1 protein-coding gene (running past one end of the window) is annotated in these 12486 nt (G+C 77.0%); it reads right to left on the bottom strand.

All coding sequences use genetic code 11. The annotated features are described in order from the left end of the window. Window positions 1-12486, bottom strand: the start of a protein-coding gene (locus B1H29_RS38925) for a type I polyketide synthase (RefSeq protein ID WP_055420171.1). Its footprint begins 17145 nt before the window's first position; only the first 12486 of its 29631 coding nucleotides appear in the window; the start codon lies at window positions 12484-12486; the stop codon falls past the left edge of the window.

Below are 12486 nucleotides of genomic sequence, written 5' to 3'. Positions count from 1 at the left end.
GTGCAGCGCGTCGAGGGCCTCGGGGGTGCCGGCGAGGACCACGGACCGGGGTCCGTTGACGGCGGCGACGCACACGTCACCGGCGTGGGCGGTGAGGAACTCCTCGGTCTCGTCCGCGGGCAGTTGCACGGACATCATGCCGCCGGAGCCGGCCAGGACGCGGCCGATGGCCCGGCTGCGCAGGGCGACGACGCGGGCGCCGTCCTCCAGGGTGAGGGCGCCGGAGACGACGGCGGCGGCGATCTCGCCCTGGGAGTGGCCGACGACGGCGTCGGGGGTGACGCCGTGGGCGCGCCACAGCTCGACCAGGGACACCATGACGGCCCAGGTGGCGGGCTGGACGACGTCGACGCGGTCGAAGCCGGGCGCGCCGTCGGCGCCGCGGACGACGTCCACCAGGGACCAGTCGGTGAACGGGGCGAGGGCGGCGGCGCACTCGTGCAGCCGCTCGGCGAACACCGGCGAGGTGTCGAGGAGTTCGGCGCCCATGCCGGCCCACTGGGAGCCTTGGCCGGGAAAGACGAAGACGGTGCGGCCGTCGGTGTCGGCGGTGCCGTGGACGACGCGCGAGGTGGACTGCCCCTCGGCGAACGCGGTGAGGGCGGCGGTCAGTTCGTCCGTTCCGGTGCCGAGGGCGACGGCGCGGTGTTCGAGGACGGAGCGGGCGGTGATCAGGGTGTGGCCGACGTCGGCCGGGTGGGGTGCGGCGGCGGTGACGTGGGCGGCGAGGTTTCCGGCCTGGTCGCGCAGGGCGGCGGGGGCGGCGGCGGACAGGATCCAGGGCAGGGTGGCGCCGGCCGGGAGGGCGGGCTCGGGGCGCGGGTCGTGCGCGGTCTCGGTGGGCGGCTGTTCGAGGATGGCGTGCGCGTTGGTGCCGCTGATGCCGAAGGAGGACACGGCGCAGCGCAGGGGGGCGTCCTCGCGGTGCCAGTCGGTGGTCTCGGTGACCAGGCGGACCGCGCCGCCGGACCAGTCGACGTGGGTGGAGGGCCGGTCGGCGTGCAGGGTGCGCGGCAGGACGCCGTGGCGCATCGCCATGACCATCTTGATGACCCCGGCGACGCCGGCGGCGGACTGGGTGTGGCCGATGTTGGACTTCACCGAGCCCAGCAGCAGCGGCCGTTCGGCCTCGCGGCCCTGGCCGTAGGTGCTGAGCAGGGCCTGCGCCTCGATGGGGTCGCCGAGCGCGGTGCCGGTGCCGTGCGCCTCGACGGCGTCGATGTCGGCGGTGGTGAGGCCGGCCGCGGTCAGCGCCTGGCGGATGACGCGGACCTGGGAGGGCCCGTTGGGGGCGGTGAGGCCGTTGCTGGCGCCGTCCTGGTTGACGGCGGAGCCGCGGACGACGGCGAGGACCTCGTGGCCGTTGCGCCGCGCGTCGGAGAGGCGTTCGAGGACGAGGACGCCGATGCCCTCGGCGAGGGTCATGCCGTCGGCGTCGTCGGAGAAGGCCTTGCAGCGGCCGTCCTTGGCCAGCGCCCGCTGGCGGCTGAACGCGATGAACGGCATGGGGTTGGTCATGACGGTGGCGCCGCCGGCCAGGGCGAGGCCGCTCTCGCCGTTGCGCAGCGACTGGCAGGCCAGGTGCAGCGCGACCAGCGAGGAGGAGCAGGCGGTGTCGACGGTGACGGCCGGGCCCTCCAGGCCGAAGGTGTAGGCGAGCCGGCCGGACAGGACGCTGGGGCTGGAGCCGGTGACGGCGTGGCCCGCGGAGCCGTCGTCCATGGCGACGCCGTAGTCCTGGTAGGTGGAGCCGATGAAGGTGCCGGTGGGGGTGGAGTGGACGGACGCGGGGTCGATGCCGGCGTGCTCGAACGCCTCCCAGGTGGTCTCCAGGAGCAGCCGCTGCTGGGGGTCCATGGAGACGGCCTCGCGGGGCGAGATGCCGAAGAAGCCGGGGTCGAACTCGCCCGCGTCGTGGAGGAAGCCGCCCTGGGTGGAGTAGGTGGTGCCGGGCCGGTCGGGGTCCGGGTCGTAGAGCGCGTCGGCGTCCCAGCCGCGGCCGGTGGGGAAGTCGGAGATGGTGTCGGTGCCCTCGGCCACCAGGCGCCAGAACGCGTCGGCGGAGCGGGCGCCGCCGGGGAAGCGGCAGCTCATGCCGATGATGGCGATGGGTTCGTCGGTGGCCGCGGACCCGGTGGGCGCGGCGGCGGATTCCTCGCCCGTGCCCAGCAGTTCGTCCTGGAGGTGGCGGGCGAGCGCGGTGGGGCTGGGGTAGTCGAAGACGAGGGTGGTGGGCAGGGCGAGGCCGGTGAGCGCGGCGAGGCGCTTGCGCAGTTCGACGGCGGTCAGCGAGTCGAACCCGGCGTCGCGGAAGGCCCGCTTGGCGGGGACGCCGTCGGCGGAGGTGTGGCCGAGGACGACCGCGGCCTCGGAGCGCACCAGGTCCAGCAGCAGCCGCTCCCGCTCGTCGCCGGTCAGTCCGCGCAGCCGCCCGGCCAGTTCGGAGACCGTCGCCGCGGTGTCCGCCGGGGCGGTGAGGGCCCGTACGGTGTCGATCTCGTCGAACAGGCGGCTGGCGCGTACGGCGGTGAAGACCGGGTGGTACCGGTCCCAGTCGACGTCGGCGACGACGACCGCGGTGTCCCGCTGGACGAGGGCCCGGCGCAGTTCCGCCACGGCGGTGTCGGGGGCCAGCAGGCGCAGTCCGCCGCGTTCCAGGGTGTCGGAGACGAAGTGGTGGGCGTGGGCCATGCCGACCTCGGCCCAGGGGCCCCAGGCGACGGAGGTGGCGGCCAGGCCCCGGGCGCGGCGGTGTGCGGCCAGGGCGTCGAGGTAGGCGTTGGCGGCGGCGTAGGCGCTCTGGCCCGCGCTGCCCCACACGCCGGCGACGGACGAGAACAGCAGGAAGAAGTCGAGGTCGTGGCCGTCGAGCAGGGCGTCGAGGTGGGCGGCGCCCAGCGTCTTGGCGGCCATGGTGGCGGCGGCGTCGGCCGGCGGGGTGTCGGTCAGCGCGGTGGCCTGGCCGACGCCCGCGGCGTGCACCACACCGGTGAGCGGGGCGTCGTCGGGAACGGCGGCGAGCACGGCGGCCAGGGCCTCCCGGTCGGCGCTGTCGCAGGCGGCGAGGGTGACGCGGGCCCCGGACCCCTCCAGTTCGGCGGCGAGTTCGGCGGCGCCGGGGGCGTCGGGGCCACGGCGGCCGGTGAGGATCAGGTGCCGGGCGCCGGCCCGGGCGAGCAGCCGGGCGGTCTCGGCGCCGAGTCCGCCGGTGCCGCCGGTGATCAGCACGGTGCCGGACGCGGTGAGGCCGTCCTCGCGGGGCAGGTCGGCACCGGGATGGCGGACGACGCGGCGCGCGAGGACTCCGGAGGGGCGCACGGCGACCTGGTCGTCGCCGTCGGGGGCGGCGAGGACGCCGACCAGGCGCTGTGCGGCGGGCGCGTCCAGCAGGGGCGGCAGGTCGACGAGGCCGCCGCGCTGCTCGGGGCGTTCCAGGGCGGCGACCCGGCCCAGGCCCCAGTGGGCGGCGCGGGCGGGGTGGGTGACCGGGTCGTCGGCGCCGGTGGAGACGGCGCCGCGGGTGACGGTCCACAGGGGTGCGGTGACACCGGCGTCCGCGCACGCCTGGGCGAGGACGACGCCGAGCGCGAAGCCGGCCGGCAGGCCGCCGGCGGCGTCGGGCCGGGGCCCGTCGGTGGGCTGGACGCCGTCCGTCAGGGGCAGCAGGGAGAGCAGGCCGGTGGCCTCCGCGGCACCGGCGGCGCGCAGGGTCTCGGTGAGCCGGGCCCGGTCGAGGTGGGCGGCGTCCAGGTCGAGGCGTTCGACGACCGCGCCGTGTCCGCGCAGCGCCTCCAGGAGGTCGGCGGATTCGCCGTCGCCGGCGGTGACGACGAGCCAGGTGCCGTCCAGGACCGGGGCGCCGGTGGTGGCGGCGGGGCGCCAGGCGATCTGGTAGCGGGCACCGTCCAGGAGCGTCTTGCGCTGCCGGTCGCGCCGCCAGGACGACAGGGAGGGCAGCAGCGAGTAGAGGGAGGCGTGTTCCTCGTCGCGCAGGCCGAGTAGTGCGGCCAGCGAGCCGGCGTCCTCGCGTTCCACGGCGGACCACAGGGCGGTGTCGGCGGGGTCGGTGGCGGCGGTGCGCGGGCCGGGGGCCTGGGTGTCGGGCCAGTACGTCTCGTGCTGGAAGGCGTAGGTGGGCAGTTCGACCGTTCTCGCGCCGGTACGGGCGTGCAGGGCCCGCCAGTCGACGGGTACGCCGCGCACGTGCAGCCGGGCGAGGGCGGTCAGCGCGCTGTCGGGCTCGGGGTGGTCGGTACGCAGCAGGGGCACCGCGTCGGCGCCGGAGGTGTCGCCGAGGGTGTCCAGGGCGAGGGCGGCCAGGGCGCCGCCGGGGCCGAGTTCGAGGCAGGTGGCGGCGCCGGCGTCGTGGGCGGCGCGCACGGCGTCGGCGAAGCGGACGGTGCCGCGGACGTGCCGGACCCAGTAGTCGGCGGTGCGCAGGTCGTCGCCGGTGGCGAGGGCGCCGGTGAGGTCGGACACGACGGGCACGGACGGCTCGTGGTAGGTCAGGCCCTCGGCGACGCGGCGGAACGCGTCGAGCATGGCGTCCATGCGCGGCGAGTGGAAGGCGTGGCTGACCCTGAGGCGCCGGGTGGTGCGGCCCTGGGCGGCGAAGTGCGCGGCGACGCGTTCGGCGGCGTCCGCGTCACCGGAGACCACGACGGCCCGCGGCGCGTTGACGGCGGCCAGAGCGACCTGGTCCTCCTGCCCGCGCAGCAGCGGCAGCACCTCGTCCTCGGCGGCTTCGACGGAGTACATGGCGCCGCCCTCGGACAGGTCCCGCATCAGCCGGGCCCGTGCGGCGACGAGCGTGCACGCGTCGTCGAGGGAGAGGACGCCGGCGACGTGGGCGGCGGTGATGCCGCCGACGGAGTGGCCGAGCAGCACGCCGGGGCGCACGCCCCAGGAGCGGACCAGGTGGTACAGGGCGGTCTCGAGGGCGAACAGGGCGGGCTGGGTCCAGCCGGTGTCGTACAGCGCGGCGGCCTGGGGGGTGCCGTCCTCGGCGAACAGGACGTCCTTGAGGGAGCCGGGCGCGGTGTCGCTTCCGGCGTCGCGCAGGAGCGGGTCCAGTCGCGCCACGATCTCGTCGAGGGCGTCGGCGAACCGGGGGAAGCCGTCGTACAGTTCGCGGCCGGTGCCGGGGCGCTGGCTGCCCTGGCCGGTGAAGAGCAGGGCGGTCCGGCCGGCGCCGCCGCTCTCGCCGAGCACCAGGGCGGGGTCGGGGCGGTCGTCGGCGAGGGCGGCCAGCGCGCGGCGGACGTCGTCGGGGCGGCCGACCGCGACGGCGCGCTGCTCGAAGGCGGGCCGGGTGGTGGCCAGGGAGAGGGTGACGTCGGCCGGTTCGAGGGCCGGGCGCTCCTCCAGGTGCGCCAGCAGGCGGGCGGCCTGGGCACGCAGGGCGGGCCGGGTGCGGGCGGACAGGGCCCAGGGCAGTACGGCGGGCGCGGGGCGGGCGGCGTCGGCGGGGCGCGGGGCGGGACGGTCGGCGGGCTGTTCGAGGACGACGTGGGCGTTGGTGCCGCTGATGCCGAAGGAGGACACGGCGGCGCGGCGGGGCCGGCCGGTCTCGGGCCAGGCGGTGGGCTCCCGCAGAAGGGTGACCGCGCCGTCCTCCCAGTCGACGTGGCGGGAGGGGCGTTCGGCGTGCAGGGTGCGCGGGAGCGCGCCGTGCCGCATCGCCATGACCATCTTGATGACGCCGGCGACACCGGCGGCGGCCTGGGTGTGGCCCAGGTTGGACTTGACGGAGCCGAGCAGCAGCGGCCGGTCCTCGGGCCGGTCCTGGCCGTAGGTGGCCAGGAGTGCCTGGGCCTCGATCGGGTCGCCCAGGGTCGTCCCCGTGCCGTGCGCCTCGACGGCGTCCACGTCACCCGGGGTGAGGCCGGCGCTCGACAGCGCCTGGCGGATGACGCGCTGCTGGGAGGGGCCGTTGGGCGCGGTGAGGCCGTTGGAGGCGCCGTCCTGGTTGACGGCGGAGCCGCGCACCACGGCGAGGACGCGGTGGCCGTTGCGCCGCGCGTCGGACAGCCGCTCCAGGACGACGACGCCGACGCCCTCCGACCAGCCGACGCCGTCGGCGTCGTCGGAGAACGCCTTGCAGCGGCCGTCGGGTGACAGGCCGCGCTGCCGGGAGAACTCGATGAGGGAGGTGGGCGTCGACATCACGGTGACGCCGCCGGCGAGGGCGAGCGAGCACTCCCCGGACCGCAGCGCCTGCATCGCCCAGTGCATGGCGACCAGCGAGGAGGAGCAGGCCGTGTCGACGGTGACCGCCGGGCCTTCCAGGCCGAGGGCGTAGGAGACCCGGCCGGAGGCGATGCTGGGGGCGGTTCCGCTGCCCTGGTGGCCCTCGAACCGCTCGTCGGCGAGCGTGGCCGAGTAGTCGCTGTACATGACGCCGGCGAAGACGCCGGTCTGGCTGCCGCGCAGGGCCACGGGGTCGATGCCCGCGTGTTCCACGGCCGTCCAGGACGTTTCGAGCAGCAGGCGCTGCTGGGAGTCGGTGGCCAGGGCCTCGCGGGGGCTCATGCCGAAGAAGCCGGGATCGAAGTCGCCCGCGTCGTGCAGGAATCCGCCGTGGCGGGTGTACGAGGTGCCGGGGTGGTCCGGGTCGGGGTGGTAGAGGGCGTCGAGGTCCCAGCCGCGGTTGACGGGCAGGCCGCCGACGGCGTCGGTGCCCTCGCTGACCAGCCGCCACAGGTCGTCGGGCGAGGTGACGCCGCCGGGGTAGCGGCAGCTCATGCCGACGATGACGATCGGGTCGTCGGCGGTCGCGGCGGACGTCACGGCGGTGGTGGGGGCGGTCGTCGCCGGATCGTCGGCCAGTTCCGCCAGGAGGTGGCCGGCGAGGGCGGCGACGGTCGGGTAGTCGAAGACGACGGTGGCCGAGGTGCGCAGGCCGGTGGCGGCGGCGAGCCGGTTGCGCAGTTCCACGGCGGTCAGCGAGTCGAAGCCGAGGTCCTGGAAGGCGCGCTCGGGGTCGATGTCGGCGGCCGAGGCGTGGCCGAGGACGGTGGCGACCTGGGTGCGCACCAGGTCGGTGACGGTTTCGGTGCGCGTCTCGGCGTCCATGCCGGCCAGGCGCTGGGCGAGGCCCAGGGCGGTCGCGGAGCCGGTGCGCACGGTACGGCGCCGGGTGCGGACCAGGCCGCGCAGCAGCGGCGGCACCTCCGGCTGGGCGCGCAGCGCGGCGAGGTCCAGGCGGACCGGGAGGACGGTCGCGCGGGGCAGGCCGAGCGCGGTGTCGAAGAGGGCGAGGCCGTCCTGCGGGGCGAGCGGGGGCGTGCCGGTGCGGGACATGCGCCGCAGGTCGCGTTCCGACAGTTCGCCGGTCATGCCGGCGCCGGGTGCCCAGGGGCCCCAGCCGAGCGAGATCGCGGGCAGTCCGGCGTCGCGGCGGACGTGGGCGAGGGCGTCGAGGAAGGCGTTGGCGGCGGCGTAGCCGGCCTGGGCCGGGGCGCCGGTGGTGCCGGCCAGCGAGGAGAAGACGACGAACGCGGCGAGGGGGAGGTCCCGGGTCGCGCGGTGGAGGTTCCAGACGGCGTCGGCCTTGGGCCGCAGGACGGCGGCGAGCCGGTCCTCGGTGAAGGACTCCACGAGCCCGTCGTCGAGGACGCCCGCGGTGTGCACCACGGCGGTGACGGGGTGTTCGGCGGGGATTGCGGCGAAGATCCGGGTGACGGCTTCGGGGTCGGCGACGTCGCACGCCTCGACCCTCACCCGGGCGCCCGACTCGCCCAGCTCGGCGGCGAGTTCGGCGGCGCCGGGCGCGTCGGGGCCGCGGCGGCCGGCGAGCAGCAGGTGGCGCACGCCGTGGGCGGCGACGAGGTGGCGGGCGACGAGGGCGCCCAGACCGCCGGTGCCGCCGGTGACCACGACGGTGCCGTCCGGGTCCCAGGCGGTGGCGTCCGGTTCGGCCGGCGGGCGGACGCGGGCCAGACGGGCGCCGAGCACCGCCCCGTCGCGGACGGCGGTCTGCGGCTCGTCGCAGGTGAGGGCGTCCGCCAGGGCCGCGTCTGCCGGGTGGCCGGGGTCGAGGTCGAGGAGTCCGAAGCGGCCGGGGTGTTCGGCCTGGGCCGAGCGGACCAGGCCCCAGACGGCGGCCGCGGCGGGGTCGGCCACGCCGTGCGGGCCGGCGGCGACGGCGCCCCGGGTGACGAACACCAGACGTGCCCCGGTGCGAGCGGGGTCGGCGAGCCAGGCGCGCAGAAGGGCGAGGGCACGGGCGGTGACCTCGTGCACGGAGGTGAGCACGGCGTCGGCGCCGGCACCGGCGACGGGGGCGAGGACCAGCGCGGGGATTTCCTCCCCGGCCCCGGCGAGCGGGGGTCGAACCGCGTCGCAGGCGAGGGCGCTCCCGGCGGACCCGGGGATGTACTGAGCCTCCGTCGGGGCGAGGGCATGCCCGGAGGGCCGGGGGGCGTCCTCGGGTCCCGCCGGGGCGAGGGCATGCCCGGAGGGTTCCGCGACGCCCTCATCCGGCGCGGCGGCGGCGCCGTCCGCCGGTGGTGCGGATGTGCCCGGCGCGGCGTGCGCCGTGCGGTCCCGCTCCCCCGCCCGGTCCCGCGGGCCCGGCTCGGGCAGCGTCACCACGTTCGCGCCCGCGTCGGACAGCGCACCGGTCAGCCCGAAGGGGTCGTCGCCGAGAAGGCCGACCGCGGTGGGCAGCGCACCGGCGTCCGGGCCGGCGGGCAGCCGGGTCCAGTCGAGGGCGAACAGCGCGTCGCGCCCGGCCGTGGCCCCCGGGGCGTCGGGGGCGCCGCGCAGGACGAGAGAGGACACCGAGGCGACGGGGGCCCCGGTGGGATCGGCGACGGCGAGGCAGACGGCGTCGTCCCCGGCCGGGGTGAGCCGCACCCGGACCTCGGTGGCGCCGCTCGCGTGCAGGGTGACGTCCTGCCACGCGAACGGCAGGCCGCCGCCCGGCTCCGCGCCCGGCGGGGCGAGGGCGACGGCGTGCAGGGCCGCGTCGAGCAGCGCGGGGTGGATGCCGAAGGCGGGGGCGTCGCCGGCCGGTCCGGAGTCGAGGGCGACCTCGGCGAACGTCTCCTCGCCGCGCCGCCACACGCCCCGCAGGGCGCGGAAGGCGGGGCCGTAGGAGAAGCCGGCGGCGCCGAGCCCGTCGTAGAAGCCGTCGAGGGCGACCGGCTCGGCCCCGGCCGGGGGCCACACGGTCGCGTCGAAGCCGTCGCCCGGGTGGCCGCCGGGGGCGAGGGTGCCGGTGGCGTGCCGGGTCCACGGCCGGTCGTCGTCGCCGTCGGGCCGGGCGTACAGGCTGAGGACGCGGCGGCCGGTGTCGTCCGGGTTCCCGACCCACACCTGCACCTGGACGCCGCCGTCCTCGGGCAGGGGCAGCGGGGCCGCCAGGGTCAGGTCCTCGACCCGATCGCAGCCCACCTCGTCGCCGGCGCGGACGGCCAGCTCGAGGAAGGCGGTGCCGGGGAGCAGGACGGTGCCGCGGACCGCGTGGTCGGCGAGCCAGGGGTGGGTGCGCAGCGAGAGACGGCCGGTGAGGAGCAGTCCGTCGGAGTTGGCGAGGGTGACCGCGGCGGACAGCAGCGGGTGGTGGGCGGCGCCGAGCCCGGCGGCCCGCAGGTCGCCGCTCGTGCCGGTGACGCCCTTCGGCCAGTACCGGTGGTGCTGGAAGGCGTAGGTGGGCAGGTCGGTGCGGCGGGCGCCGGTGCCCTCGAACCAGCCCTCCCAGCGCAGCGGCACGCCGTGCAGGTACAGGCCGGTGGCGGCCTCGGTGAGTGCGGTGGCCTCGGGGCGGCCCTTGCGCAGCGCGGGCAGGACGGCCGCCTCCTCGTGGCCCTGCGCGTCGAGGCAGGCGCGGGTGGGCGCGGAGAGGGTGCCGTCGGGGCCGACTTCGAGGAAGACGCCGGTGCCGTGGGCGGCGAGCCAGGAGACGCCGTCGGCGTGGCGCACGGTGTGGCGGACGTGGTCGGCCCAGTAGTCGGCGGAGGTGAGCTGCTCGACCGTGGCGGGCTCGCCGGTCAGGTTGGAGACGACGGGCAGAACGGGGGCCTGCGGGGAGAGTCCGGCGACGACGGACCGGAAGGCGTCGAGCATCGGCTCCATCAGCGGCGAGTGGAAGGCGTGCGACACCCGCAGCCGCCGGGTGCGGCGGCCGAGGCCGGCGAAGTGCGCGGCGACGGCCTCCACGTCCTCGGCGACACCGGCGACGACGACGGAGGCGGGGCCGTTGACGGCGGCGACGGACAGCCGGGCGGACCGCTCGGCGACCAGCACAGCGACCTCGTCCTCGGTGGCCTCGACGGAGGCCATGGCGCCGCCCTCGGGCAGCGCCTCCATGAGGCGGCCGCGGGCGAGGACCAGGGCGCAGGCGTCCTGGAGGGTGAAGACGCCGGCGACGTGGGCGGCGGCGATCTCGCCGACCGAGTGGCCGGCGAGGTGGTCCGGGGTGACGCCCCAGGACTCGATCAGCCGGTAGAGGGCGACCTCGACGGCGAAGAGGGCGGGCTGTGCGTGGCCGGTTCGGTCGAGGAGTCCGGCGTCCGCGGCGCCCTCCTCGTCGCCGTCGAGGAGCAGGGAACGCAGCGGTCCGTCGGGGCCGCCGTCGAGGTGCCCGAGGATCTCGTCCAGGGCGCGGGCGAAGACGGGGAAGCGCGCGTACAGTTCGCGGCCCATGCCGGGGCGCTGGGAGCCCTGGCCGGAGAAGAGCACGGCGAGCTTGGCGCGGCCCTGCACCTGGCGGGTGGTCAGTCCCGGTGCGGTGCCTGCCTCGGCGAGCGCGGTGAGCGCGGTGAGCGCGCCGTCGTGGTCGGCGGCCGTGAAGGCGGCGCGGTGCTCGAAGGCGGAGCGGGTGGTGGCCAGCGCGTGGGTGACGTCGAGGTCGGCCGGTCCGGGCCGGGTGTCGAGCCGGTCGAGGAGGCGGGCGGCCTGGGCGCGCAGCGCCCCGGCGGTGCGGGCGGACAGCAGCCAGGGCAGGGCGCCGTGCGGGACGGACGGGGTGCCCGGTCCGGCCGGGAGGGCGGGGGCCCCGCTCGGCGCGGGAGCGTCCTCGCCGACGGCCCGGCCTTCCGGCACCGGCCCGGCCGCTGTTCCGCCGTCCGCGGCAGTCCCTGGGTCGGACCCGGCGGAGACCGCCGCGGCGCCGGCCGGTGCCTCGGCCGGTGCCTCTTCGATGATGGTGTGCGCGTTGGTGCCGGACAGGCCGAACGACGAGACGCCGGCGCGGCGCGGCGCGTCCGTCCGCCGCGGCCACGGGGCGGGCTCGGTGAGGAGGCGTACCGCCCCCGACTCCCAGTCGACGTGGGTGGTGGGCCGGTCCACGTGCAGGGTGCGGGGCAGCAGTTCGTGCCGCAGCGCCATGACCGTCTTGATGACGCCGGCGACACCGGCCGCGGCCTGGGTGTGGCTGATGTTGGACTTCACCGAGCCGAGCAGCAGGGGCCGTTCGGGGTCGCGGCCCTGTCCGTAGGTGGCGAGCAGGGCCTGTGCCTCGACCGGGTCGCCGAGGACGGTGCCGGTGCCGTGCGCCTCGACGGCGTCCACCTCGGCGGCGGACAGGCGCGCGTTGACCAGGGCAGCCTCGATGACGCGCTGCTGGGAGGGGCCGTTGGGGGCGGTCAGGCCGTTGGAGGCGCCGTCCTGGTTGACGGCGGAGCCGCGCACCACGGCGAGCACGTGGTGGCCGTTGCGGCGGGCCTCGGAGAGCCGTTCCAGGACGAGGACGCCGACGCCCTCGGCCCAGCCGGTGCCGTCGGCGGCGTCGGCGAACGACTTGCAGTGGCCGTCGCCCGCCAGGCCGCCCTGGCGGGCGAACTCGACGAAGGTGGTGGGACTCGCCATCACGGTGACGCCGGCCGCCAGCGCGAGCGAGCACTCCCCGGCGCGCAGGGACTGCGCGGCCAGGTGCAGGGCGACCAGGGACGAGGAGCACGCGGTGTCGACGGTCACGGCGGGGCCGACGGCGCCGTAGAAGTAGGAGAGCCGGCCGGACAGGATGCTGGTGGCGTTGCCGGTGAGCTGGAACCCCTGGACGTCGTCGTCGGGGCCGACCCGGTAGTCCTGCGGCATGGCGCCGACGAACATGCCGGTACGGCTGCCGCGGACGGCGGCCGGGTCGATGCCGGCGCGCTCGAACGCCTCCCAGGAGGTTTCCAGGAGCAGCCGCTGCTGCGGGTCCATGGACAGTGCCTCGCGCGGCGAGATACCGAAGAAGTCCGCGTCGAAGGCGGGTGCGTCGTGCAGGAAGCCGCCCGCGAAGTCGGCGGGCGCGTCCCCGGTCGCCGCCTCCCAGCCGCGGTCCCGGGGCATGGGGCTGATGCCGTCCTCGCCGGCCACCAGCATCCGCCACAGGTCTTCGGGGCTGCTCACGCCGCCCGGGTAGCGGCAGCCCATGCCGACGATCGCGATGGGCTCGGTGGCCGCCGCCTCCAGCTCGCCCACCCGCTGCCGGGAACGCTTCAGGTCCGCGCTGGCCCGCTTGAGGTAGTCCCGGAGCTTCTGTTCCTTGTCCAT

This window comes from Streptomyces pactum (assembly GCF_002005225.1).
In the GTDB taxonomy this organism is placed as follows: Bacteria; Actinomycetota; Actinomycetes; order Streptomycetales; family Streptomycetaceae; genus Streptomyces; species Streptomyces pactum_A.
Note: the sequence above shows the minus strand (reverse complement) of the source record. Positions and strands in the feature narration are given on the sequence as shown.